Here is a 24,221-nt window from a genome sequence, read left to right as displayed (position 1 = left end):
CTTCCGAGGAGCCATGCCATGAGCCAGATCACGCCGCAGCCCGGAATTCTGGAGATCGCGCCCTACAAGGGCGGCGAGTCGCGCATCGAGGGCGTGGCCGACGCGATCAAGCTCAGCTCGAACGAGAACCCCTTCGGTCCGCCGCCCGCGGCGGTCGAGGCGGCGCGCGCGGCGGCGGCGCGGATGCACCGCTACCCGCCGACCGACCACGCCGCCCTGCGCGAGGCCATCGCCGAGACACACGGCCTCGAGGCGGCCCGGATCACCTGCGGCGTGGGCAGCGACGAGATCATCTCGCTCCTCTGCCAGTGCTATGCCGGGCCCGGGACGGAGGTGATCCACACCGAGCACGGCTTTTCCATGTACCGGATCTCGGCGCTCGCCGCGGGGGCCACGCCGGTCGAGGTGCCCGAGCGCGCGCGGCACACCGACGTCGACGCGATTCTCGCGGCGGTGACGCCCGCCACGCGCCTCGTCTTCGTCGCCAACCCCAACAATCCCACCGGCACGATGATCCCCGAGGCCGAGATGACCCGCCTCGCCGAAGGCCTGCCCGGCCACGTGCTTCTGGTGCTCGACGGGGCCTACGCCGAATACGTGGACGGTTTCGACGGCGGCGCGGCGCTCGTGGACGCGCGCGAGAACGTGGTGATGACGCGCACCTTCTCGAAACTCTATGGCCTCGGCGGGCTGCGTGTGGGCTGGGGCTATGCGCCCGAGGCCATCACAGAGGTGCTGAACCGCGTGCGCGGCCCGTTCAACCTGTCCACGATCGCCCTCGCCGCGGCGCAGGCCGCGGTGCGCGACCGCCCCTTCGTGGAGCGCTGCGCGGCCGACAACGCGCGGCTGCGCGACTGGCTTCGCGGCGCGCTCGAGGCGCACGGCGTGGCCTGCGACCCGAGCCACGCCAATTTCGTGCTCGCGCGGTTCGCCGACGCGGCCGAGGCGGACGCCTGCGATGCCTTCCTCCGCCAGGAGGGTCTGATCGTGCGCAGGGTGGCGGGTTACGGGCTTCCCGAGTGCCTGCGCATCACCGTGGGCGACGAGAGTGCCTGCCGGCGCGTGGCCCACGCCATCGGCCGTTTCAAGGCGGAGGCGGCATGAGCCGACCGCCGGTCTATGACCGGGTCGCGCTGATCGGCCTGGGGCTCATCGCCTCGTCCATGTTCTGGGCGATGCGGCGCGAGGGTCTGGCGCGGGAGGTCGTGGGAACCGCGCGCTCCGCCGCCACGCGGGAGACCGCCCGCGAGATCGGGCTCTGCGACCGTGTCGTGGACTCGATCCCCGAGGCCGTGGCGGGCGCCGACCTCGTCGTTCTCGCCGTGCCGGTGGGCGCCATGGGCGCGGTCGCTGCGGAGATGGCGCCGCATCTGAAGGCGGGCAGCACCGTCACCGACGTGGGCTCGGTCAAGCGCGCGGTGATCGAGGCCGTCGCGCCCCATCTGCCCGAGGGCGTGCATTTCGTGCCCGCCCATCCGCTCGCCGGCACCGAGCATTCCGGCCCGCGCTCCGGCTTCGCGGCGCTCTTCCGCAACCGGTGGTGCCTGCTGGTGCCGCCGCCCGGGACGGACCCGGAAGCGGTCGCGCGGCTCAGGGCGCTCTGGGAGGGGATGGGATCGAGCGTCGAGGAAATGGACGCCGATCACCACGATCTCGTCCTCGCCGTCACGAGCCACGCGCCGCACCTCATCGCCTACACGATGGTGGGCGTGGCCGACGACCTGCGCCGGGTGACCGACAGCGAGGTGATCAAGTATTCCGCGGCCGGCTTCCGGGACTTCACCCGGATCGCCGCCTCGGACCCGACCATGTGGCGGGACGTGTTCCTCACCAACAAGGACGCGACGCTCGAGATCCTCGGACGTTTCACCGAGGAGCTCTTCGCGCTCCAGCGCGCGATCCGCACGGGCGACGGGGCGCATCTGCACGACTACTTCAGCCGCACCCGCGCGATCCGGCGCGGCATCATCGAGGCCGGGCAGGACACCGACGCGCCGGATTTCGGCCGGGTGCAGACCGAGACGTGAGGGGCTGGGCGGCATCGCTCGCCGTCGCTTTGGCCCTCGCGGGGGCTTCGTCCCTCGCCGCTCCCGAAACCTCGCCGCGCCCCGAGGCGCGGACCGCGCCGCTGGCCGAGGCCGGCACGGCGCGGGCGCTCCCGCGCGGCGTCGCAGCACCCGGCGCGCCCCGCCTGTCGTTGCGTCCCGCGGCGCGGCCCGACCTGGTGACGCGCCGCGCCGTCGCCCGGCGCGCGGCGCTCGCTCGCGGCGCCGTCTGCGGCGACCCGGCGCTGCAGGGAGAGCCGGCGGGACGGATCGCGGGGCGCATCGCGGGATGCGGGCTCGACGGCGCGGTGCAGGTCCGCGCGGTATCCGGCGTCCGGCTCAGCCAGCCCTCGATCATGGATTGCACGACGGCGCGGATGCTGAAGCAGTGGGTGGAGCGCGGCATGAAACCCGCGCTCGGCAGCCGCGGCGGCGGCGTCACCGAGATCGTGGTCCTCGCCCATTACGCCTGCCGGACCCGCAACAACCGCCCCGGCGCTCGGCTTTCGGAACACGCCAAGGGCCGGGCCATCGACATCGCGGGCTTCCGCCTGCGCGACGGCGGCATGGTCACCGTGCTCGAGGGCTGGGGGCGCGGACGCGACGGCCGGGCGCTCGCCGCCATGCATCGCGCCGCCTGCGGGCCGTTCGGCACCGTGCTCGGCCCGAACTCGGATCGCTACCACCGCAACCATTTCCACTTCGACACGGCGCGGCACCGGGGCGGAGCCTACTGCCGTTAGGGGTTGTCGCAAGGCCCAAGCGCGGTCAGGGTGCGTGCGTGCGCCCATATCGCGCATATCCTTGGGAGGAGTGACCCATGACCAACTGGATTCTCTGGCTCATCATCGGGCTGATCGTTCTCGTCGGGGGCATCGCCGCGCTCATGAACCCCTTCGCGGCGACCTTCACGGCAGAGCAGATCGCGGCCTGGGTCTTCATCTTCGGCGGCGTCCTGCAACTCGTCGCGATCTTCCAGGTCGAGGGCTGGGGCCGGCGGATCTGGGCGATCCTGCTCGGCGCCGCGTTCCTCTGGCTCGGGATTTCGCTTCTGACGAACCCGCTCGCGGGCATCCTGTCGCTCACCATCGTGGCGGCGATCATGTTCCTCGTCAGCGGTGTGGCGAAGCTCTTCCTGGCCTTCTCGGCGCGGGGGTCGGGCTATTTCTGGGCGATCCTGCTCTCCGGCGCGATCTCCGTCGTGCTGGCGCTGATGATCTTCTCGAACTTCCCGCAATCCGCGGCCGTGGTGCTGGGCGTGCTGCTCGCGGTGGAGCTCATCACCACCGGCGCGACGCTCGTGGCCTTCGCCTTCTTCCTGCGGAACAACAAGGACGCGCTGCTGTCCGGCGACTGGGGCGAGGGCGGCGACGCCACCTGAGCCCGGTCCGCAACCGCGCGCCCGTCCGCGACGGGCCGCGCGACGCGACGCTCAGCCGTCCTGCTGCTTGCGCTCGCGCAGTTGCTTGAAGACGTAGATCGGCAGCAGGATCGTGGCGATCAGGCTTCCGAGCCAGACCAGAAGCGTGGCCGCCAGCCAGTTCGCGATCCCGCCGATCTCCATCCCCGGCATGATCGAGGCGGTGATGAAGAGAACGATGAAGATCGTGACCAGCGCGATGCCCCCCATGAGTTGGGGGAAGTTCTTGAACGTGATCTTGGTGATGAGCGGGCTCAGCACCGCCTGCACGGCCGAGAAGAGCGCCACCGCCACAACGAAGGACAGCGGGTCGATGCGAAACCCGTCCAGCAGGAGCGTCGCGACGAAAAGGCCGACGGCGTTGGCGACGAGGTAGGCCGCGGTGGAAATCAGCAAACGGATCATTGGGTCCTCTCGGCTTTTGGGTGGCCCGATTGGATGACGCTAGCGCAGTTGCGCTGGGCCGTGAACCCTGCAAGGCCGCGCTCCGGCACGGCCAGGAGCTTTTTCTTGACGCAAGGGCACCGCTGTCATACGCGGCCGTGACCGCCACGCCCTGACGGAGACCCCGATGTGCCGACGTATCGCCGCGCTCGCCCTTTCCATGATGATCGCGGCGCCGGTCGCGGCACAGCAGTCCGCGCCACCGCCGGCCGTCGTGGTGGCGCCGGCCGCGATGACGGAACTCGCCGAAACCGTGCGATTCAACGGCCGCCTCGACGCGGCGCAGCGGGTGGGGCTCGTGCCGCGCGTCTCGGGCGTGCTGCTCGACGTGGCCTTCGGGCCCGGCGACCGCGTGCAGGACGGGCAACTCCTCTTCCGCATCGAGCCGGACCTCTACCAAACGGCCGTGAGGGAGGCCGAGGGCGCGCTGCTTGCCGCCGAGGCACAGCGCGAGCTCGCCCGCATAGAGCGTGACCGCCAGACCGAGCTCGTGGGGCGGCAGTCGGCGGCGCAGTCGGCGCTCGACAACGCCGAGGCGGCGCTCGGCCGCGCAGAGGGCGACGTGCTGCGCCTCGAGGCGGCGCTGGAGCGCGCGCGGCTCAACCTCTCCTACACCGAGATGCGCGCGCCCTTCTCCGGACGGATCGGATCCTCGGCGATGGATGAAGGGGCGCTCGTCGGCCCCGAGACCGGGCCGCTCGCCACGCTGACGCGGCTCGATCCGATCCATGCCGAGTTCGCGGTGCCGACCGCGACGCTCCGCGACTATCTGGAGCGCGTCGAGGCGGGACAGGCCGCACGCGAGGCCGCCGTGACGCTGGAACTCGCCAATGGTAGCACCTACCCCGAACCGGGCGACATCACCTTCGTGGACAGCGCGGTGAACGCGGGCACCGACAGCGTGACGCTCCGGGCGCGCTTCGCCAATCCCCGGGGCCGGCTTCTCGACGATGAACTCGTGCGGGTGACGCTTTCGGCCACGGCGCCCGAGGGCGTTCTGGCCGTGCCGCAGCAGGCGGTGCAGCGCGACGTTCAGGGCGCCTTCGTCCTCGTCGTGGGCGAGGGCGAGACGGTGGAGCAGCGCCGGGTGGAGGCCGGCCGCACGGCCCAGGGCCTCACGGTGATCGAGGCCGGGCTCGAGCCGGGCGAGCGCGTCGTCACCGAGGGCGTCAACAAGGTGCGCCCGGGCATGGTGGTGGACGCCGCGCCGGCCGGGGACGGCTGAGATGATCGCCGACACCTTCATCCGCCGCCCGCGCCTTGCCGGGGTGATCTCGATCGTCTTGTTCCTCGCCGGGCTCCTCGCCCTTCAGCGGATGCCGGTGGAGCAGTTTCCCGACATCGTGCCGCCGCAGGTGGCGGTGGTCGCTGCCTATCCGGGCGCGGGGGCCGAGGTGGTGGAGCAGACCGTCGCGCAGGTGATCGAGGACCAGGTCATCGGCGTGGACGACATGATCTACATGAAGTCCACGTCCGGCGCGGACGGCAGCTATATCCTCAGCATAAGCTTCGAGGTGGGCACCGATGCCGATCTCGCAACCATCAACGTGCAGAACCGCGTCGCGCTGGCCGAGCCCCTCCTGCCACCCGAGGTGCGCCAGACCGGCGTTCGCGTGGCCAAGAAGTCCTCCTCGCTCCTGATGGGCGTGGCGCTCTACGCGGAGAGCGAGGCGGTCACCGGCGGCGACCTGACGAACTACGCCCGGATCAACCTGCTCGACCGGCTGAAGCGTGTGCCCGGCGTGGGCGATGCCTCGGTCTTCGCGGCCAACCAGTTCGCCATGCGGATCGACCTCGACGTCGATCGCCTCGCCGCGCTGGGGCTTGCGCCGTCGGACGTGACCGCCGCACTCAGAAGCCAGAACGTGCAGGCCGCCATCGGCCGCGTCGGCGGCCAGCCCGTGACGGAGGATCCCGGCCTGCAGCTCAACGTTTCGGCGCGCGGCCGGCTGGAAAGCCCCGAGGCGTTCGGCGAGATCATCCTGCGCAGCGGCGCGGACGGAAGCGTCGTGCGCGTGCGCGACGTGGCCGAGGTCACGCTGGGCGAGCGCAGCTCCGACGTGGGCACGAGCTTCAACGGTGTGCCGGCCACGCTCGTCGGCATCTACCTCGCCCCGGGGGCGAACGCCATCGCCGCGGCGGACGGCGTCAAGGCGGCGCTCGAGGACGCGGCGCCGACCCTGCCCCAGGGCATGGGGATCGAGGTGGTCTCGGACACGTCCACCTTCGTCAAGGAAAGCATCACGGAGGTCGAGCACACCCTGGTCGAGGCCTTCGTGCTCGTGGTGCTCGTCGTCTTCGTCTTCCTCGGCTCGCTGCGCGCCACCATCGTGCCGGTCGTCGCCGTGCCCGTGGCGCTCGTGGGCACCTTCGCGGTGATGCTCGCCATGGGCTTCACCATCAACACCGTCTCGCTTCTGGCGCTCGTCCTCGCCATCGGGATCGTGGTGGACGACGCGATCGTGGTGGTGGAGGCGGTGGAGGCCAAGATGGCCGAGAACCCGGGCATGACGCCGGCCGAGGCGGCCTCCGCCGCCATGGGCGAGATCACCGGCGCCATCGTGGCCATCACGCTCGTGCTGCTGTCGGTCTTCGTGCCGGTGGCCTTCATCCCCGGCATCTCGGGCCAGCTCTTCCAGCAGTTCGCGGTGGCGGTTTCCGTCTCGATGGTGATTTCGGCGATCAACGCGCTCACGCTCTCGCCCGCGCTCTGCGCCATCGTTCTGAAGCCGCATCACGGGCCGCGCAAGGGTGTGATGGGCTGGATCTCCAGCCGTATCGACGGCGCGCGGGACGGCTACACGCGCGTCGCGGGCGCGCTCGCGCGGCGCGCGATCCTCGGGGTCGCGCTCCTCGTCCTCGCGGCGGTGGCGACCGGCGGGCTCTTCCGCGCGGTGCCCACCGGCTTCCTGCCCTCCGAGGACCAGGGCTCCTTCATCGTCGAGACGCGCCTGCCCGAGGCGGCGTCCCTCAATCGCACGGTCGCCGCGCAAAGCGGGGTCGAGGAGATGCTGATGGGGCTGCCCGGCGTCGAGAGCGTGACCTCGGTCACCGGTTTCTCGATCCTCGACGGCATCTCGAAATCCAACGCGGCCTTCGCCCTGGTGACGATGCTGCCCTTCGAGGAACGCACCACCGCGGAGACATCGGTCTTCAACGCCATCCGCGAGGCCACGAGGCGCGGCGCGGCGATCCGCGAGGCGCAGGTGATCGCGTTCAACCTGCCGCCCATCGCCGGGCTCGGCAGCGGGGCGGGCTTCGAGTTCCAGCTTCTCGACACACAGGGGCAGAGCGCGGAAGACCTCGCCGCCACGGCCCGCGGGCTCGCCTTCGCCGCCAACCAGGACCCGCGGCTCGCCGGCGTCTACACCACCTTCTCGGCGGACAGCCCGCAGCTCTTCCTCGACATCGACCGCGAGCGGCTCTACGCGCTCGGCGTGCCGCTCTCGGAGGTGTTCGCGGCGCTGCAGCCGACGCTCGGCTCGGCCTACATCAACGACTTCAACCTCTTCGGCCGGTCCTGGCAGGTGCGGATGAGCGCGCGGCCCGAGGACCGCAACGCGGTTTCCGACATCGCGCGAATCCACGTGCGCTCCGCGACCGGCGAGATGGTGCCCGTGGGCGCCTTCGCCGAGGTCGATTACATCGTCGGCCCCATGTCGCTGCAGCGCTACAACAACCAGCGCTCGGCGACGATCAGCGGCAACCCGGCGTCCGGCGTCTCCTCGGGCGAGGCGCTCGCCGCGATCGAGGAGGTGGCCCTGGCGTCGATGCCGGCCGGGTACGACTATGAATGGACCGGCACCGCGCTGCAGGAGAAGCAGGCCGCCGGCCAGACCACGGCGATCCTCGCGATGGCGTTGCTTTTCGCCTATCTCTTCCTTGTCGCGCTTTACGAAAGCTGGACGATCCCGGTGCCGGTCCTTCTGTCCGTCACCTTCGGCGTGGCGGGCGCGATGCTGGCGCTCCTGCTCACCGGCTTGCCCTTCAACATCTACGCGCAGATCGGCCTCGTCGTGCTGATCGCGCTCGCCGCGAAGAACGCGATCCTGATCGTGGAGTTCGCCAAGGCGCGGCGCGAGCAGGGCGACAGCATCGTCGACGCCGCGATCGGCGGCGCCCATGCCCGCTTCCGCGCGGTGATGATGACGAGCTTCGCCTTCATCGCGGGCCTGATCCCTCTCGTCACGGCGGAAGGCGCCTCGATGCTGAGCCGCCGCGCGGTGGGCACGGGGGTCGCGGGCGGGATGCTCGCGGCGGCGGTTGTCGGCATCTTCGCGATCCCGGCGCTTTACGTCGTGTTCCAGTCGCTCCGGGAACGGCTGAAGGGGCGGGCCGGGGCCGGGCCGGACCTCGTCCATTCCGCCGCCGGGGACGACGACGGCGCGACGAAGACCTAGCGGCCCATGGCGGCGTCGAGGAAGGCGCCGCCGCGGGCGAGCGCGTCCGCGGTCGCCTCCGCGTCGTAGCCGAGCGTGCTGAGCGGCGCCTTCTCCTGCTGGTCGAAGCCGTGGGTGACGCCGGAATAGACGTGCGTTTCCACCGGCAATCCGCGCCGCGCCTCGCGCCGGGCCACGGTCAGGCAGTCCTCCTCGTTGGCGATGGCATCGTTCTTCGCGAGCAGGAACAGCGCCGGGACCTCGCTCCGCCAGCCGCGCCGGCTCGCGCGGCTCAGCTGCCCGCAATAGGGATAGAGCAGGAGCGCCGCCCCGATGCCGTCGAGCGGGTCGGCGGCAAGGCTTTCCGGCCACTCCGTCAGGATGTGCGGCACCTCGCCGTGGTCCGCCATGGAGAGGAACTCCAGGATCGCCCAGCCGCCATGGGAAGCGCCGACGAGCGCGATCCGGTCCCCGTCCACGAAGGGCATGGCGCGCACGTCGTCGATGGCCACCGCGATGTCCCCCGCGCGCTCCGCGCCGTTGAGGAGCTGGCCCGCGCAGATCAGTCGCCAGAGCTGGAACTCGGTGAAGCCCCGCGGCGTGTGGCTGTCCACCACGACCGAGGCCCAGCCGCGCGCCTTGAGCGCCTCCGCCCAGCGCGGAAGATTGTCGCGCGGCCCGTCGCAGCCTGACAGAAGAAGCGCGGTGGGGAACGGCCCTTCGCCCTCGGGGCGTGTCACCGTGTAATGCGGCTTGAGAAGCGCCGACAGCGTCTCCGGCGTGTCGCGCGGAACGGTCAGCCCCGTGTAGCGTCCCACCGTGTTCCCCGCGACCACCACAAGGACCAGGGCCACCGTGCCACCGATCACCATCCACCACATCGCACGCCGCCCCGGCCAGCCGAACCTCATGGCCGGACCTTGCCACAGCACGGCGCCCGCGTCTTGATGAAAGGCGACACGAAAAAACGGGAGGAGACATGGCACGGCAAAGGCCGCTGATATGGCTTGCAGGCGGCGTCGCCGGCGCGTTCGCCGACGCGCGCGTGCGGGCGCTTCTGGCGCTTACCGGGACGCTGATCGCCCTGGCGGCGCTGTTCTACCGCTGGGTCGAAGGCTGGGGATGGCTCGACGCGCTCTTCTTCTCGGTGGTGACGATCTCCACCGTGGGCTACGGCGAACTCGTGCCCGCGACCGCGGCGGGGAAGGTCTTCACCATGATCTACATCTTCCTCGGGATCGGGCTCTTCGTGGCGGCGGCCGGCGCGCTTGGCGATCACCTGATTCGGAAATCCCGCGCAGAGACGGGCGAGGCCGCCGATCCGCCCGGGGAGGCGTCGCAGGATTGACACGTCGGGCCGCTACGCCTTCAGTCGGAGGCTGAGACCTGGCGGGAGCGGATCCATGAGCGAGACGGTGGACGCGGGCGAAGCGCCCGACTGGCGACGGCGTCACTGGGTGCCGACGGGCCTCGGCATCCTCTTCGCCGCGATCTTCTTCGTCGCCTCGCTGACGCCCTCGCTCATCCCGCGCGACCCGGTGATGCAGGGTGCGCTCAGCGGTATTTCAGCGGCGGTCGGCTATGGCGTCGGCAGCCTTCTCGTCTGGGTCTGGCGGATCATGCTCCTGCCGCTTCCGGGCCCGTCCGGCGAGCGGGCGGTGCGGAGCCTCCTCGTGCTCGTGGCGCTCGGCCTCTGCGGCTGGGGCCTCTGGAACGCGGCGGAGTGGCAGAACGCCACGCGCGCCGTGATGCAGCTCGAGCCGGTCTCGACGGCGCATCCGATCCTCGTCGGGGGGATCGCCCTCGCGATCTTCCTCGTCCTCTGGGCCGCGGGCAGCGGGTTCATGTTGCTCGCGCGGCGGACGGGCGGAGCGCTCGGCCGCGTCCTGCCGGGGCGCGTCGGGCCCGTGCTCGGCGTGCTGGTGGCCGTCTTCGTCTCCTGGACGGTCGTGAACGGGGTGCTGGTGCGCAAGGGGCTCGCGCTGGCCGACGATGCGTTCGCCGCGGGCGAGCAGGTTTTCGACCCGGCCACGGAGCAGCCCATGGACCCGATGATGACGGGCAGCGCGGCGTCGCTGATCGGCTGGGACGAGCTCGGCAACCGGGGCCGCGACTTCATCTCGCGCACGCCTTCGGCCGAGGAGATCGCGGACTATTGGGGAGAGGGTGCCAAGCGCCCCGTGCGCGTCTACGTGGGCCGCGTCTCGGCGGACACCGCGCGGGAGCGCGCGGAACTGGCGCTTGAGGAGCTCATCCGCACCGGCGGCTTCGAGCGCGAGCTTCTGATCATCACGACGCCCGTCGGCACGGGCTGGATGGATCCGGGCGCCCACGACACGATCGACTTCATGTGGGGCGGCGACACCGCGCAGGTCGGCGCGCAGTATTCCTACCTGACCTCGGTGCTCTCGATCCTGACGAACGTCGAATACGGGCTCGACCAGGCGCGGGCCCTCTTCGACGTGATCTACGGCCACTGGCTGACGCTGCCCGAGGAGGAGCGGCCGCATCTCTACATCCACGGGCTGAGCCAGGGCGCGCTCAACAGCCAGGCGGAGTTCCCGCTCTTCGACGTGCTCGACGCGCCGCCCAAGGGCGCGATGTGGGCCGGCTCCCCCTTCGTGAGCCCGCTCTGGAGCTACGTCCGCAGCAACCGCAACCCGGACAGCCCGGCCTGGCGGCCGACCTTCGGCAACGGCTCCATGATCCGCGTCACCAACCAGGCGAACACGCTGGACAGCGCGCCCGCGCCCTGGGGGCCGATCCGCTTCGTGTTCCTGAGCTACGGCAGCGATCCCATCGTCAACTTCGATTTCGCCACGCTCTGGCGCCGGCCCGCCTGGCTCGAGGAGCCGCGCGCGCCCGACGTCTCCCCCGAGATGCGGTGGTTCCCGCTCGTCACGGCGTTCCAGGTCGGCCTCGACATGACGATCGCGCTTGCGATCGAGGGCTACGGGCATTTCTACGTGGCCGAGGACTACATCGACGCCTGGGCCGCGCTCACCGATCCGCCGGGGTGGAGCGAGGCGCGGGCCGAGGAGCTGAAGGCGATCTTCGAGGCGCGCCCGCCGCCCTGGTGAGCGGGTGCGGGGCTCATGCGCGCTCCAGCCGGTCGAGGGTGCCGCGGATGTCCTCGGGCGTCGTGAGCGGGTTGATCGTGCAGAGCCGGAGCACGCTGCGCCCGCCGAGCGTCGTCGTCGTGACGCAGGCGAACCCCTCCTCCGAGACCGCCCGCGCCCGGCGCTCGTGCTCGGCGCCGTCGGCGCCCCGGAGCGCGAAGCAGGTGATGCCGAGTTCGGCCGGCGTCACCACCTCCCAGCGGTCCGCGCGGGCGCGCAACTCGGCCTCGGCGATTTCGGCAAGGCGCAGCCCGTCCGTCACCGCCGCGCGGAAGCGCGCCGCGCCGTAGGTGCGCAGCGACATCCAGAGCTTGAGCGCGCGGGAGCGGCGGCTGAGCTCGAGGCTGCGATTGCCGAAGTTCACGGCGCCCGTGCCCTGCTGCACGTCGCGCAGGTATTCCGGGCTCATCGCGAAGGCGCGTTCGAGCGCGCCGGGGCGGGTGACGAGGCAGGCGCCCACGTCGTAGGGCTGGAAGAGCCATTTGTGCGGGTCGAGCACGAGGGAATCCGCGCGCTCCATCCCCGCGAGCGCGGCGCGGCCCTCGGGCGTGAGCGCGGCAGGCGCGCCGTAGGCGCCGTCCACATGCAGCCAGAGCCCCTCTTGCGCCGCGATGTCGGCGATCTTGTCCAGCGGGTCCGCCGCGCCGGTGTTCGTGGATCCCGCCGTGGCGATCACCATGGCGGGACGCCGGCCCTCGGCGCGGTCCGAGGCCAGGGCGGCGGCCAGCCGCGCAGGGTCCATGCGCCAGCGCGCATCGGCCGGAAGCGTGCGGATGTCGTCCTCCGCCCAGCCCAGGGCGCGCAGGTCACGCGGCAGGGAGGCGTGGGTCTGGTCGGTGAGGTAGGCCACGCCCGGCCCCGTTTCCGCGCGCGCCGCCCCGAAGGCCGTGAGATTGGCGAGCGAGCCGCCCGAAAGCAGCACGCCTTCCGTCCGACGCGGCATGCCCAGGAGCTCCGCCAGCCAGTCCACCACCACGAGTTCCACGGTGGCCGGGCCCGATCCCCCGCCCCAGCTTGCCGCGATGGTGTTGAACCCGGTGCCCATCCATTCGCCCAGGATGGCCGCGAAGGAGGCGGGCCCGGGCACGCGCGCAAAATAGCGCGGGTGATCGCCATGCTGCTGATGCGCGAGAGCCACCTCTGCCATGAGGTCGAGCGAGGCGTCGGGGTCCATCGGCGCTTCCGGCAGCGGCCCGCCAAGTGCTGCGCGCAGCTCGTCCGGCGCGCCCGTGCGGATCGCGGGCTCCGCGTTGCGGCGCATGGCCCGATCGACGACCATGTCCACGACCTTGTAGCCGAGCCGGCGCATCTCGTCGGCGTCGAGGCCGAGCGTGTCGGGCGGGACGGCGAAGGGGTCTTCGGCGCGGTCTTTCATCGGGTGTCCTCCTGGCGCCTTGATCCCCCGGATCGGGCGCGCGTGCAATGGCTCAGCGCCGGCCGAGGAGGCGCGGCAGAACCAGCGGTGTGAGATACATCGGCACCTGGTAGCAGCCCACGAAAAGCAGGATCTGCCCCGTGGTCTCCGGCGGCAGCGCGGCCAGGAAGAGCGCGAGATTGCGGCAGGAGGCCGCGATGGCGAGCGCCGCGGCCTCCCCGCGCGGAAGCGCCGCGCCGCCGAGGACGAAAACGCCGCGCGCAAGCCCGAGGTTGAGCGCGAAGGCGAGCGCGAGGTTCCCGGCCAGCGCGGCCGTGGCGCCCAGGATGGCGGGCCCGACCGCCGACATGAGGGCGATCACCACCACCGCCATGGCGATCGCCATGGCCCCGTCGAGCGCGGGTATCGCCTCGGGGCGCGCGAGGGCCGGGATGAGCCGCCGCGCCAGGGCCGCCGCCCCGACCGCGGCGCCGATCACCGCAAGAAGCCGCAGCGCCCCGGCCGCGACAGCGAGCGGATCGGGAAACACCGGGAGAAGCGCGAAGACCGGTGCCGCCGTGAACGGCAGGAGCGCGGTGCCGAGGGCGAGCTGGCGCAGCGCCGCGCCGGGCTCCGCGCCGCTCATCACCGCAAGGCCCGGCACGCCGGTGATGGGCGCGGCGGCCAGCACCAGCACCGCGCCGATCGCGGCCGGCCTGTCCAGCCATCCCAGCGCGGCCAGGACGGCCCCGGCGGCGAGCGGCAGGGCCGTCTGCAGCACCAGCGTACGCAGGACCGCCCGCCGCAGCCCCGCCCGCGGGGGCAGCGCCGCCGCCGGCCCGGTGCGCAGCGCGGCGACGAAGAGCGTGGCCGCGATCAGGGGCACGATGGCGGGGATCATCGCCCCGGCGAGGTCCGGCAGGGCGATGCCCGCCGCCAGCCCCGCGAGCAAAAGCCAGCGCCCCTGCCGCCCGGCCCGCGCCAGCAGGCCCGTCAAAGCGTGGTGGCGGCCCGGGCGGCCTGATCGTAGCTGCCCGAGATCGCGCGCAGGAGCGCGGCGAGCCGCGACATCTCCGCCGGATCGAGGCCCGAGGCGGCGATGCCCTCGACGAGAAGTGCCTCGCGCACCTCGGCGTAGCGCGTGCAGAGCGCCGTGCCCGCCTCGGTGATCCGGACGGTCTTCTCCTTGCCCTCGCGCCCAGTTTCGACGACCCCGCGCTCGTTCAGCTTGCGCACGGCGTAGGAGACGAGATGCGTGTCCTCCAAATGCAGGACGAGGCGGATGTCGGCGAGCGTCTTGGCGCGGTCGCGGTGGTTGACGAGATGCAGGATCAGCACCTCGAGCGGCGCCATGCCGGGCGCGCCGGCCGCCGTCATGCAGCGCGTGATCCAGCGCTGGAAGGCGTGGTTCGCCATGGTCAGGGCGAACTCCACCTCCGAAAGCTCCGGCACCTTCGAGTTGGCCAGGTGGGCCGAGCTCACCACCGGCCCGACCATCGGTCTGTCGCCCGGGCCGGTCATCGCGACAGCATCGTGCCCGGCAGCCAGAGCGCGATCTCGGGGAAGACCGCGAGGATGGCCACGGCGAGCACCAGAAGCAGGAAGAAGGGCAGCGCGTAGCGCGCCACGGTGAAGATGTCCCGCCCCGTGATCGTCTGGATGACGAAGAGGTTGAAGCCCACGGGCGGGGTGATCTGGCTCATCTCGACGACGAGGACGAGGAAGATGCCGAACCAGATCGGGTCGATCCCCGCGGCCGTCACCATGGGCAGGATGATCGAGACGGTCAGGACCACGATGGAGATGCCGTCGAGGAACATGCCCATGACGATGAAGAACAGGGTGAGGATGGCGAGGAGCGCGAAGGGCGAAAGACCCATCTCGCCGATCCAGGCGGCGAGCTGGCGCGGGATGCCCGTGTAGCCCATCGCCACCGTGAGGAAGGCCGCGCCCGCGAGGATGAACGAGATCATGCAGGTCGTGACCGTGGCGGCGCGAAGCGAGTCGCCGAGCCCGGTCAGCGACAAAGCGCCCGTCGCCCAGGAGAGGATCAGCGCGCCGGCCACGCCGATCACAGCGGCCTCCGTGGGGCTTGCGATGCCGGCGTAGATGGACCCGATCACCGCCACGATGAGCCCGATCACCGGCAGAAGCCGGGCGGCGGCGCGCATCGCCTCGCGCCGGTCGGTGGGCGGCTCCTCGGCGGGCATCCGCGCGCGGTTCAGGAGCGACCAGAGCATGATGTAGCCGCCGAAGAGCCCGGCCAGCATCAGCCCCGGCAGCACGCCCGCGAGAAAGAGCCGCGCGATGGACTGCTCGGTCGCCGCGCCATAGACGATCAGGATGATAGAGGGCGGGATCAGGAAGCCGAAGGTGCCCGAGCCCGCGAGCGTGCCGATCGCCATCCGGTCGTCGTAGCCGCGCGCCCTGAGTTCGGGCAGCGACATGCGCCCGATGGTGGCGGTGGTCGCGGCCGAGGAGCCGGAGACCGCCGCGAAGAGCGCGCAGCCCAGCACGTTGACGTGCAGCAGACGCCCGGGCAGCCGCGCGGTGAAGGGCGCGAGGCCGGAGAACATGTCCGAGGAGAGCCGCGATCGCACCAGGATCTCGCCCATCCAGATGAACATCGGCAGCGCCGTGAGATCCCAGACGGACAGCCCGCCCCAGACCTTGGTGGCGAAGACAAGCTCCGGAGGCGCCGGCGCGGCCGCGACCATGGCGACCAGCCCCACGAGGATGAGCGCGAACCCCACCCAGAGCCCGGCGGCCAGCGCGCCGAAGAGCACCGCCACGAGGAGCGGCGAGAGAAGCGCGATCTCCATCAGCGCGCCTCCTCGGTGCGCAGCTCGGCCGCGTCATGGGCGGGCGTGCCGCCGCGCAGCAGGGTGGCCATCGCATCGAGAAGCGCGACCGTGAAAAGCGCGAGGCCCAGCGTCATCACTGCCTGCGGAATGGCCAGGGGAATGGCGATGACGCCATAGCTGACGGAGTCGAAGCGGAGGCTGTCCAGCGTCTGAAGAAGGCTCGACCAGCTGGCGAAAGCCCCGAGTGCCACGGCGAGCCCGGCCACCGCCGCGCCGAGCCAGCGCGCCGCAGCGAGCGGCAGGGACCGGATCACCAGCTTCACCCGCACATGCCCGCCCGCCTGCAGCGTTCCGGCGAGCCCGAGGAAGACGGCCGCCACGAAGAGGTAGGCGCCGAACTCCGCGAGCGAGGGAATGGTGAAGCCGGGCGGCGGCATTTCCAGCGCGCGCGCCGCGCGGTCGACGAGCCGCCCGAGGATCTGCAGCAGGACGAGCGCCGCGATCAGCGCGAAAGAGAGGGCGGCGAGCCACAGCGCCCCGTCGTAAAGGCGGTCGAGCATCCGGCGCATCCGGCGTCTCCGGCTGAAAGGGGGAAAGGGCGGCGGGGCCGGGATCCCGGCCCCGCCGATAGGCGGATCACATGCCCGACTGGTAGGCCTCGATGACCTGCCGGCCCTCGTCGCCGGCCTCGTCCAGCCATTCGGCCGTCATCGTCTCGCCGACCTCGGCGAGCTCTGCGGCCAGCTCGTCGGAGGGCGGGGAGACCGTCATGCCGTTCTCCTCCAGCGTGGCGATCTTCTCCTCGGTTTCGGCGGCCGACATCTCCCAGCCGCGGCTCTCGGCGGTGGCGGCGGCGTCGAGAAGCGCCGCGCGCTGGTCCTCGGGCAGGGCCTCGAACGCGCGGGTGTTCACGATCACCATGTTCTTGGGCAGCCAGGCCTGCGTGTCGGTGTAATGCGAGGTGAAATCCCACGCCTGGCTCGAGACGCCGGTGGAGGGCGAGGTGATCATCGCGTCGACCCGGCCGGTGGCGAAAGCGGTGGGGATGTCGCCGGCCTCCACCTGGGTGGGCACCGCGCCCATGAGTTGCGCCAGCCGCTCGGTCGCGGCGTTGTAGGCGCGGAACGACGCGCCCTCGAGATCCGCGGCGGATGCCAGCGGTTCCTGGCTGTAAAGGCTCTGGCCCGGCCACGGCACCGCGAAGAGCAGCGTAAGCCCCTGCGCCGCGAGCTTCTCCTCGACGAGCGGGCGGGACGCCTCCCAGAGCGCCTCGGCCTCCTCGTAGCTCGAGGCCAGGAAGGGGATCGAATCGACCGCGAAGACCGGGTCCTCGTTGGCCAGCCGCGACATCAGCACCTCGCCGATGGGCGCAAGGCCCCGGCGCACCGAGTCCTTGATCTCCGGGTGGGCGTAGAGCGAGCCCGCCGAGTGCACGGTGATCTCCACCGCGCCGTCGGTGGCCGCGGCCACGTCCTCGGCGAACTGCGTGATGTTCTGGGTGTGGAACACGCTGTCGCCGTAGGGCGTGGGCATGTCCCAGTTGGCGGCGGCGGCGGGCAACGCGAAGGCCGCGCCCGCGACGGCGCCGGTCAGGCTGCGGAAGGCGAGAAAGGTCATTGCGGTCATCCCTGTCTGGATCGGTTTCTTTTCTGCGCGGGCCCGGCGCGCGGCCGGCCCCGACTGCCATGAAGGTTGACTAGACGTTATCAATTTGTCAACGATTTGTCATCGAATGATCGATGACGGGAGTGACGGTGATGGCGGACGCGGCGAACGGGCGGTGGGATTTCTGGATCGACCGCGGCGGCACCTTCACCGACGTGATCGGCCGCGCGCCGGACGGCAGGCTCACGGCCCTGAAGCTTCTGTCGGAGAACCCCGGCGTCTACGCCGACGCGGCGATCGAGGGTATCCGCCGGCTGCTCGGCGCGGAGCCCGGCGCGATCCCGCCCGAGCGCGTCGGCACGGTGCGGATGGGCACGACGGTCGCCACCAACGCGCTTCTCGAGCGCAAGGGCGACCGGACGCTCCTTCTGGTGACCGAGGGATTCCGCGACGCGCTTCGAATCGCCTACCAGGACCGGCCGGACATCTTCGCCAAGGAGATCGTCCTGCCCGAGATGCTCTACGAGCGCGTGGTGGAGGTGCCGGAACGCGTGCGCGCCGACGGCACGGTGGAGCGCGCCCTCGATCTGCCCGCCGCCCGCGCCGCGCTGGAGGCCGCGAAGGCCGACGGCATCGACGCCGTGGCCATCGTCCTCATGCATGCCTGGACCGCGCCCGACCACGAACTCGCGCTGGCCGAGGCGGCGCGGGAGGCCGGATTCGGGCAGGTCTCCGTCAGCCACGAGGTCTCGCCGCTCATCAAGTTCGTGGGCCGGGGCGACACGACGGTCGTGGACGCCTACCTGACGCCGATCCTCTCGCGCTACGTCGAGAAGGTGGCCGCCGCGCTGGGCGCCACGCCCCCCGACGCCGAAGGGCCGACGCTCCAGTTCATGATGTCCTCGGGCGGGCTCACGGCCGCGGACCGCTTCAAGGGGCGCGACGCGATCCTCTCCGGCCCCGCGGGCGGCGTCGTCGGCATGGCGCGCACCGGCCAGATCGCCGGCGAGGACCGTGTGATCGGCTTCGACATGGGCGGCACCTCCACCGACGTCGCCCATTTCGACGGCGCCTTCGAGCGCGCCTTCGAGACGCAGGTGGCCGGCGTCCGGATGCGGGCGCCCATGCTCCGCGTGCACACGGTGGCCGCCGGGGGCGGCTCGATCCTGCACGCCGACCCTGGGCGTTTCCGCGTCGGGCCGGATTCGGCAGGCGCCGACCCGGGCCCCGCCTGCTACCGCCGCGGCGGGCCGCTCACCGTCACGGACGCCAACGTGATGCTCGGCAAGCTGAACCCGGACTACTTCCCGGCGATCTTCGGGCCCGACCAGGACCAGCCGCTCGACCGCGCGACCGTGGCGGAAAAATTCGCCGAGATCGCCGAGGCCGAGGGCAAGACGGCGGAAGAGGTCGCGGAAGGCTTCCTGCGCATCGCGGTGGAGAACATGGCGGGGGCCATCAAGAAGATCAGCGTGCAGCGGGGCTACGACGTCACGCGCTATCTTCTGAACGCCTTCGGCGGCGCGGGCGGGCAGCACGCCTGCCTCGTGGCCGACGCGCTGGGGATGACGAAGGTGCTCGTCCATCCGCTGTCGGGGCTTCTCTCGGCCTACGGCATCGGGCTCGCCCGCGTGACCGAGGCGCGCCAGCGGGGCCTCGAGACGGAGCTCGGGGACGCCCGGAAGAGCGAGGTGGAAACGGCCCTCGCCGAGCTTTCCGAAGAGGTGCGGGAGGCGCTCGCCGCGCAGGGCGTGCCGGGCGACGGGATCGAACTCGTGCCGCGGCTGCATCTGCGCTATGCGGGCACCGACACCGCCTTGCCCGTGGGGTGGACGGGCGACGTCGCCGCGGCGCGACAGGCCTTCGAGGCCGCGCACGAGGCCGAGTTCGGCTTCACCGACCCCGACGCGGCGCTCGTGATAGAGGCGGCCGAGATAGAGGGCCTTGCCGCCGAGCCCGCCGCCGACCCCGAGCCACGCGGCGAGACGGTCGAGGGAGAGGCCGATGCCGAGGACGAGGTGGAGCTCTTCACCGGGGGGCAGGCGCACGGCGCGCGTGTCGTCCGCCGCGAGGCGCTGGCCCCCGGCCGCACCGTGACCGGCCCCGCGCTCATCATCGAACCGAACCAGACCGTGGTGGTCGAGCCCGGCTGGCGCGCCGAGGTGACGGCGCGCGATCACATCCTGATGCGCCGCGTGGAGGCCGCGGCACGGACGCGCGCGATCGGCACGGAGGCCGACCCGGTGTTGCTGGAGGTCTTCAACAACCTCTTCATGAACATCGCAGAGCAGATGGGCGTCGCGCTTCAGAAGACGGCGCGCTCCGTCAACATCAAGGAGCGGCTGGATTTCTCCTGCGCGGTGTTCGACGCCGACGGCGCGCTGGTGGCCAACGCCCCGCACATGCCGGTGCATCTCGGCTCCATGGACCGCTCAGTGGAGACGGTGATCCGCCTCAACGCGGGCGAGGTTCGGCCGGGCGATGTCTTCGCGCTGAACGCGCCCTACAACGGCGGGACTCATCTGCCGGATATCACGGTGGTCACGCCCGTCTTCGACGACGAGGAGCAGGAGATCCTCTTCTGGGTTGCCTCGCGCGGGCATCACGCGGATGTGGGCGGCGTGGCGCCGGGATCGATGACGCCACTGGCCACCACGGTGGACGAGGAGGGCGTGCTCATCGACAATTTCCGGCTCGTGGAGGCCGGCCGCTTCCGCGATGCGGAGGTCCGCGAGGTGCTGACCGATCACGCCTGGCCCGCGCGCAACCCCGATCAGAACGTCGCCGACCTGAAGGCGCAGGTCGCCGCGAACGCCCGCGGCGCGGCGGAGCTGCGGCACATGATCGACCAGTTCGGGCTGGAGGTCGTGCAGGCCTACATGGACCATGTGCAAGACAACGCGGCGGCCGAGGTGGCCCGCGTGATCGGGCGGCTTTCGGACGGCGAATACGAGTATCCCACCGACACCGGCCAGGTGATCCGCGTGAAGATCACCGTCGATCGCGACCGGGGGGAGGCGACGGTGGACTTCACCGGAACCTCGGAGGCGCAGGCCAACAACTTCAACGCGCCCGAGCCGGTGACGCGGGCCGCGGTGCTCTATGTCTTCCGCGTGATGGTCGAGGCGCCGATCCCAATGAACGCGGGCTGCCTGCGCCCCGTGAAGATCGTCATCCCCGAGGGCTCCATGCTCTCGCCCCGCTATCCGGCCGCGGTGGTCGCCGGCAATGTCGAGACCAGTCAGCATGTCACCAACGCGCTCTTCGGCGCGCTCGGCGCGATGGCCAACAGCCAGGGGACGATGAACAACCTCACCTTCGGCAACGACCGGCACCAGTATTACGAGACCATCTGCTCGGGCAGCCCGGCGGGCTTGCGCAACGACGGCACGGGTTTCGCGGGCACCTCGGGGGTGCATGTCCACATGACGAACTCGCGCCTGACCGACCCCGAGATCCTCGAACTGCGCTATCCCGTGCTGCTGGAGCGGTTCGAAATCGACGAAGCCTCCGGCGGGGACGGGCGCTGGCGCGCGGGCGACGGCACCACCCGGCGTATCCGCTTCCTCGAGGCGATGGAACTCGCGATCCTGTCCTCGCACCGGGACCGCCCGCCGCAAGGCCTCGAAGGCGGCGCGGCCGGCCGGGTCGGACGCACCGAGATCCATCGCGCCGACGGAGGGACGGACGCGTTGCGCGCCGCCGACCAGACCGAGGTGGCCGAAGGCGACGCGGTGGTGATCGTCACGCCCACCGCCGGCGGATACGGCGCGGCCTGATCCGGAACGGCGTGCGCGGCCCCGGTGGCCGCGCCGTCGCGCCCCGCCCTCAGCGCCCCGTGATGCCGTAGACGAAAAGGCCCACGCGCTCGTGCACCGCGCGCCCGAGAAGATCGAGCTGGCGCGTGAAATCCCATGACAGCAGTCGCGGGCGCGGCGATGCGCGCTGATCGACGGGCCAAGCGGTCATCTCGGGCCAGCCCGCGCGCTCGAAACTGCGCATCGCGCGGGGCATGTGCCAGGCCGATGTCACCAGCACCCAGCGCGCGTCCGGCGCGGGCGCGGCGAGCGCGAGGCTCATCCCGGCGTTCTCGGCGGTGTTGCGAGAGGCGGTCTCGAGCAGGATCCGGCCGGGCTCGATTCCGTGGCGCAGGAAGAAGGCGCGCGCGACGCCGGCCTGCGCGTCGCTCAGCTCGCCGAGGTCGCGCAGCGCGCCGCTGCCGCCCGTGAACATCAGCCGCGCCTCGGGGAAGCGCCGGGCCAGCACGACCGCCTCGGCGAAACGCTCGCCGCCCTCGTTCGTCTGGGGCAATCCGGTGAGCCGGGTCAGATGGGCCAGCTCGGCCCCGCCCAGCACGACGATCCCGTCCACCCCGGCCAGCGTGGGCGCGGGCGGGTAGCGGGCCTCGAGCGGGCGCAGTGTCCAGTGCCCCACCGGCAGCACCGCGATGGCAAGCGCGAAGGCCAGCGTGAACGCACCCCAGATCCGCGCGGCCCCGGTTCGCCCCAGAGCCGCGGCCCCGAAGGTCAGCGCGATGCCGAGGATCAGGATCGTGTCGGGCCGGATGAGCGCCCAGCCGATCTTCGAGACGACGAAGAAGAGGGTACCCACCGGATCGCCCGCTCAGACGTCGTAATACGCGCGATACCACGCGACGAAACGCGCGAGACCGTCGGCGAGATCGGTCCGGGGGGCATAGCCGGTCAGGCTTCGCAGCAGCGACGCGTCCGCCCAGGTGGCCGGCACGTCGCCGGGCTGCATGTCCATGAAGTTGCGCTCGGCCGTCACGCCGAGCGCGAATTCCAGCGCGTCGATCATGTCGGTGAGCTTCACGCTGGTGGAGTTGCCGATGTTCACGATGCGATGGGGCGCCACCGGAGAGAGGCTGTCGCCCGGCGCGATGGCCGCCGGGCTCGGGGGCCTTTCGGGTGGCACGTCCATCAGCAGCCGGATGCCGCGCACGAGATCGTCCACATAGGTGAAGTCGCGCCACATCTCGCCATGATTGTAGACGTCGATCGGGCAGCCCTCGAGCATGGCGCGGGTGAACTTGAAATAGGCCATGTCCGGCCGGCCCCACGGCCCGTAGACGGTGAAGAAGCGGAACATGGTGGTTGGGATGTTCCACAGATGGGCATAGGCGTGGCCCATGCTTTCCGTGGCCTTCTTCGTCGCCGCGTAGAGCGTGAGCTGGGTGTCGGCCTTCTGCGTCTCGGCATAGGGCACCTCGGTGCTCGCGCCGTAGACCGACGAGGTGGAGGCCATCATCAGGTGGCGCACCCCATGCCGCCGCGCGGCCTCCATCACGTTGAAGGTGCCGGTAAGGTTCGCGTCCACGTAGGCGCGGGGGTTCTCGAGGCTGTAGCGCACGCCTGCCTGCGCGGCGAGATGCACGATGATATCCGGCGCGAAGGCGTCCACCGCGGCATCGAGCGCGGCGCGGTCCTCAAGCATCGTCTCGGTGGCGGTGAAGCCCTCCATGGCCGAGAGGATCTCGTGGCGCCGGCGCTTCAGCGCGACGTCGTAGTAATCGGTCATCCCGTCCAGCCCGTGGACGATCACCCCTTCTTCCAGCAGCAGCCGGGCGAGATGGAAGCCGATGAAGCCGGCGGTGCCGGTGACGAGGACGCGCATCGCCGAAATTCCCTGCCCGTTGACCGTTGCGGGCTTAGCCCAGAGGACGGGATGCGGCAACAGGTGCGTTCAGCCCTCGACCCCGGCCATGAGCGCCGCGCCGAAGGTGCCGGCCACGCAGGCGCCGCTGTGCGGGGCCTGCGCCGCGAGCCGCGCGAAGCGGCGCTGCGCGGGCGCGGCGCTCTGCGCCTCCATCGTCACGGCGGCGCGTCGCAGCATCTCGGCGAAGGGGTCGTGGCCGTCGCGGGCGGGGCGGTAGCGCAGCCGCGTCTCGTCGGCGGTGGCCTCGTAGATCGTCTCGCCCTCCTTGATCGTCGCGGCGACGGTGAGCCGGTCCAGCGTTTCGGGATCGACGGCGGTGGGATCCTCCGAAAGGATGACGAGATCGGCCAGCTTGCCCGGCGCGATGGAGCCTTTCCGGTCCTCCTCGAAATGCTTGTAGGCTGGCCAGATCGTGATCGCCTTGAGCGCCGTCGTCACGTCCACCCGATGGTCCGGGCCGATGATGTCGCCCGAACGCGAGCGGCGCGTCACCGTGGCGTCGAGGATGCGCATGGAATCCGGGAAGGCCACCGGCGCGTCGTGGTGCGAGGAGAACATCATCCCGCGCTGGCGCACCCAGCCCGTGGGCGAGATGTTGTCGGCCGCGGCCGGGCCGACCGTGTGCTCGCGGTGCCAGTCCCCCCAGTAGAAGGGGTGCATCGGGAAGAGCGAGGGGAACACGCCGAGGCGGTTGAAGGAATCCACCTGGTCCTCGCGCAGGAACTGGCCGTGGATCAGCACCGGCCGGCGGTCGCCCGTCCCGTACGCCTCGGTCGCGATCTCGATCGCGGCGATGAGGATGTCGCTCGCGCCCTCGCCGTTGGAGTGGGTGAGGATCTGGATCCCGTTCGCGAAGGCCCAGTCGATCGCGTCGAACACCTGGTCGTCGCTGGGCGCCGTGTCGCCGCGGTATCCCGCCCGCAGATGCGAGGGCGGGCGGTAGCAGGGCCTGTCGCGGCAGGCGGTGAAGCCCTGGGGCGAGCCGTCGATGGTCAGCTTCGCGCCGCCCACCCGCACGCGGTCGGTGTAGTCCGCCGAGGCGGTCCGGGCGATGAAATCGCGGTCCATCAGCACGTCGGGATAGACCACCACGTCGATGTCGATCCCCTCTTCGGTCGCCACATGCCGGATCATGCGCGTGGTGGACGGGCTCGCCCGGCCCTCCTGCGCGGTGGTGTCGCCGTGGCTCGCCGAGAGCTCCGCGCCCGCCCGGAAAATCGCGCGGCCGCTGTCCTCGTCGAGATCGCGCACGAGCGAGAGCAGCACGCCGAAGAAGGCGACCTCCTCCAGCACGCCGTTCGGGTCCTCGCCGCCCTCGTGGCGCCGGATCACGCCGCCCGCCGGGTCCGGGCGTGTCGGCGATGATGCCGGCGAT

Annotated in this window: 19 protein-coding genes and 1 pseudogene; 9 read left to right on the top strand and 11 right to left on the bottom strand. The window is 71.3% G+C overall.

The genetic code is table 11. The annotated features are described in order from the left end of the window. The first annotated feature begins 18 nt into the window (after nt 1–18). From hisC to AB6A66_RS13685, 4 genes are all read left to right on the top strand, one after another. Nucleotides 19–1,104 (top strand): histidinol-phosphate transaminase, encoded by a 1,086-nt coding sequence (hisC, locus tag AB6A66_RS13700; protein WP_371056323.1) that lies wholly within the window; start codon nt 19–21, stop codon nt 1,102–1,104. Next, nucleotides 1,101–2,027, top strand: a complete 927-nt coding sequence (locus AB6A66_RS13695) for a prephenate/arogenate dehydrogenase family protein (protein WP_371056322.1) — start codon at nt 1,101–1,103, stop codon at nt 2,025–2,027. Before hisC ends, AB6A66_RS13695 begins: the two co-directional genes overlap by 4 nt. Further along, complete coding sequence (locus tag AB6A66_RS13690; protein WP_371037184.1) at nt 2,024–2,788, top strand: extensin family protein; 765 nt, start codon at nt 2,024–2,026, stop codon at nt 2,786–2,788. The genes AB6A66_RS13695 and AB6A66_RS13690 overlap by 4 nt, the downstream gene beginning before the upstream one ends. Nucleotides 2,789–2,865: 77 nt before the next feature. Further along, a complete protein-coding gene (locus AB6A66_RS13685) occupies nt 2,866–3,426 on the top strand; it encodes an HdeD family acid-resistance protein (RefSeq protein WP_371037183.1) in 561 nt (186 codons plus the stop codon). 51 nt (nt 3,427–3,477) lie between these two features. Here the strand turns inward: AB6A66_RS13685 and AB6A66_RS13680 are convergent, their stop codons facing one another. After that, complete coding sequence (locus AB6A66_RS13680; protein ID WP_371037182.1) at nt 3,478–3,870, bottom strand: phage holin family protein; 393 nt, start codon at nt 3,868–3,870, stop codon at nt 3,478–3,480. Between the two features lie 166 nt (nt 3,871–4,036). Here AB6A66_RS13680 and AB6A66_RS13675 point away from each other — a divergent pair, with 166 nt between their 5' ends. Continuing rightward, a complete protein-coding gene (locus AB6A66_RS13675) occupies nt 4,037–5,134 on the top strand; it encodes an efflux RND transporter periplasmic adaptor subunit (RefSeq protein ID WP_371056321.1) in 1,098 nt (365 codons plus the stop codon). A gap of 1 nt (nt 5,135) precedes the next feature. Next, entirely contained in the window at nt 5,136–8,309 is a 3,174-nt protein-coding gene (locus tag AB6A66_RS13670; RefSeq protein WP_371056320.1) for an efflux RND transporter permease subunit, read from the top strand. Here the strand turns inward: AB6A66_RS13670 and AB6A66_RS13665 are convergent. After that, a complete protein-coding gene (locus AB6A66_RS13665) occupies nt 8,306–9,199 on the bottom strand; it encodes a dienelactone hydrolase family protein (protein WP_371037179.1) in 894 nt (297 codons plus the stop codon). The two genes, AB6A66_RS13670 and AB6A66_RS13665, sit on opposite strands and share 4 nt — an antisense overlap. Nucleotides 9,200–9,267: 68 nt before the next feature. Here AB6A66_RS13665 and AB6A66_RS13660 point away from each other — a divergent pair, with 68 nt between their 5' ends. After that, entirely contained in the window at nt 9,268–9,636 is a 369-nt protein-coding gene (locus AB6A66_RS13660; RefSeq protein ID WP_371056319.1) for a potassium channel family protein, read from the top strand. 55 nt (nt 9,637–9,691) lie between these two features. Then, nucleotides 9,692–11,368 (top strand): alpha/beta hydrolase, encoded by a 1,677-nt coding sequence (locus AB6A66_RS13655; protein ID WP_371056318.1) that lies wholly within the window; start codon nt 9,692–9,694, stop codon nt 11,366–11,368. A gap of 13 nt (nt 11,369–11,381) precedes the next feature. Here the strand turns inward: AB6A66_RS13655 and AB6A66_RS13650 are convergent, their stop codons facing one another. From AB6A66_RS13650 to AB6A66_RS13625, 6 genes are all read right to left on the bottom strand, one after another. Next, on the bottom strand, nt 11,382–12,782 hold the full coding sequence (locus tag AB6A66_RS13650; protein ID WP_371056317.1) for an aspartate aminotransferase family protein: 1,401 nt from the start codon (nt 12,780–12,782) through the stop codon (nt 11,382–11,384). A gap of 52 nt (nt 12,783–12,834) precedes the next feature. After that, nucleotides 12,835–13,758, bottom strand: coding sequence for a hypothetical protein (locus AB6A66_RS13645; RefSeq protein WP_371056316.1), 924 nt, complete (start codon nt 13,756–13,758; stop codon nt 12,835–12,837). Next, nucleotides 13,755–14,282: a winged helix DNA-binding protein gene (locus AB6A66_RS13640; protein WP_371056315.1), complete on the bottom strand. Its 528-nt coding sequence runs from the start codon at nt 14,280–14,282 to the stop codon at nt 13,755–13,757. The genes AB6A66_RS13645 and AB6A66_RS13640 overlap by 4 nt, the downstream gene beginning before the upstream one ends. Continuing rightward, the gene (locus AB6A66_RS13635; protein ID WP_371056314.1) at nt 14,279–15,583 is read right to left on the bottom strand and encodes a TRAP transporter large permease; all 1,305 of its coding nucleotides are present in this window, start codon (nt 15,581–15,583) and stop codon (nt 14,279–14,281) included. The genes AB6A66_RS13640 and AB6A66_RS13635 overlap by 4 nt, the downstream gene beginning before the upstream one ends. Next, complete coding sequence (locus AB6A66_RS13630) at nt 15,583–16,134, bottom strand: TRAP transporter small permease (RefSeq protein WP_371056313.1); 552 nt, start codon at nt 16,132–16,134, stop codon at nt 15,583–15,585. The genes AB6A66_RS13635 and AB6A66_RS13630 overlap by 1 nt, the downstream gene beginning before the upstream one ends. Nucleotides 16,135–16,201: 67 nt before the next feature. Beyond that, nucleotides 16,202–17,182, bottom strand: coding sequence for a TRAP transporter substrate-binding protein (locus tag AB6A66_RS13625; protein ID WP_371056312.1), 981 nt, complete (start codon nt 17,180–17,182; stop codon nt 16,202–16,204). A 122-nt stretch (nt 17,183–17,304) separates the two neighbouring features. On the opposite strand from AB6A66_RS13625, the gene AB6A66_RS13620 reads away from it, so the two are divergent. Next, nucleotides 17,305–20,949 (top strand): hydantoinase B/oxoprolinase family protein, encoded by a 3,645-nt coding sequence (locus AB6A66_RS13620; protein WP_371056311.1) that lies wholly within the window; start codon nt 17,305–17,307, stop codon nt 20,947–20,949. A gap of 49 nt (nt 20,950–20,998) precedes the next feature. Here AB6A66_RS13620 and AB6A66_RS13615 read toward each other — a convergent pair whose 3' ends face one another. The 3 genes and pseudogenes from AB6A66_RS13615 to AB6A66_RS13605 form a co-directional block, all read right to left on the bottom strand. Next, nucleotides 20,999–21,781 carry a YdcF family protein gene (locus AB6A66_RS13615; protein WP_371056310.1) on the bottom strand — a complete coding sequence of 261 codons (783 nt, stop codon included), beginning with the start codon at nt 21,779–21,781 and terminating at the stop codon, nt 20,999–21,001. A gap of 12 nt (nt 21,782–21,793) precedes the next feature. Beyond that, nucleotides 21,794–22,804, bottom strand: coding sequence for an SDR family NAD(P)-dependent oxidoreductase (locus AB6A66_RS13610; protein ID WP_371056309.1), 1,011 nt, complete (start codon nt 22,802–22,804; stop codon nt 21,794–21,796). A gap of 69 nt (nt 22,805–22,873) precedes the next feature. Further along, nucleotides 22,874–24,193 (bottom strand): annotated as a pseudogene (locus tag AB6A66_RS13605) (amidohydrolase); the annotation flags it as partial. Between the last annotated feature and the right edge of the window lie 28 nt (nt 24,194–24,221).

This window comes from Rhodosalinus sp. K401 (genome assembly GCF_041365735.1).
GTDB lineage: Bacteria > Pseudomonadota > Alphaproteobacteria > Rhodobacterales > Rhodobacteraceae > Rhodosalinus.
Note: the sequence above shows the minus strand (reverse complement) of the source record. Positions and strands in the feature narration are given on the sequence as shown.

What these genes read in the sequence shown, in the direction of transcription:
- AB6A66_RS13630 (WP_371056313.1), bottom strand. Translation starts at nt 16,134, where the DNA reads ATGCGCCGGATGCTCGACCGCCTTTACGACGGGGCGCTGTGGCTCGCC.
- AB6A66_RS13685 (WP_371037183.1), top strand. Translation starts at nt 2,866, where the DNA reads ATGACCAACTGGATTCTCTGGCTCATCATCGGGCTGATCGTTCTCGTC.
- AB6A66_RS13660 (WP_371056319.1), top strand. Translation starts at nt 9,268, where the DNA reads ATGGCACGGCAAAGGCCGCTGATATGGCTTGCAGGCGGCGTCGCCGGC.
- AB6A66_RS13680 (WP_371037182.1), bottom strand. Translation starts at nt 3,870, where the DNA reads ATGATCCGTTTGCTGATTTCCACCGCGGCCTACCTCGTCGCCAACGCC.
- AB6A66_RS13655 (WP_371056318.1), top strand. Translation starts at nt 9,692, where the DNA reads ATGAGCGAGACGGTGGACGCGGGCGAAGCGCCCGACTGGCGACGGCGT.
- AB6A66_RS13610 (WP_371056309.1), bottom strand. Translation starts at nt 22,804, where the DNA reads ATGCGCGTCCTCGTCACCGGCACCGCCGGCTTCATCGGCTTCCATCTC.
- AB6A66_RS13695 (WP_371056322.1), top strand. Translation starts at nt 1,101, where the DNA reads ATGAGCCGACCGCCGGTCTATGACCGGGTCGCGCTGATCGGCCTGGGG.
- AB6A66_RS13650 (WP_371056317.1), bottom strand. Translation starts at nt 12,782, where the DNA reads ATGAAAGACCGCGCCGAAGACCCCTTCGCCGTCCCGCCCGACACGCTC.
- AB6A66_RS13670 (WP_371056320.1), top strand. Translation starts at nt 5,136, where the DNA reads ATGATCGCCGACACCTTCATCCGCCGCCCGCGCCTTGCCGGGGTGATC.
- AB6A66_RS13625 (WP_371056312.1), bottom strand. Translation starts at nt 17,182, where the DNA reads ATGACCTTTCTCGCCTTCCGCAGCCTGACCGGCGCCGTCGCGGGCGCG.
- AB6A66_RS13665 (WP_371037179.1), bottom strand. Translation starts at nt 9,199, where the DNA reads ATGAGGTTCGGCTGGCCGGGGCGGCGTGCGATGTGGTGGATGGTGATC.
- AB6A66_RS13640 (WP_371056315.1), bottom strand. Translation starts at nt 14,282, where the DNA reads ATGACCGGCCCGGGCGACAGACCGATGGTCGGGCCGGTGGTGAGCTCG.
- AB6A66_RS13675 (WP_371056321.1), top strand. Translation starts at nt 4,037, where the DNA reads ATGTGCCGACGTATCGCCGCGCTCGCCCTTTCCATGATGATCGCGGCG.
- hisC (WP_371056323.1), top strand. Translation starts at nt 19, where the DNA reads ATGAGCCAGATCACGCCGCAGCCCGGAATTCTGGAGATCGCGCCCTAC.
- AB6A66_RS13635 (WP_371056314.1), bottom strand. Translation starts at nt 15,583, where the DNA reads ATGGAGATCGCGCTTCTCTCGCCGCTCCTCGTGGCGGTGCTCTTCGGC.
- AB6A66_RS13620 (WP_371056311.1), top strand. Translation starts at nt 17,305, where the DNA reads ATGACGGGAGTGACGGTGATGGCGGACGCGGCGAACGGGCGGTGGGAT.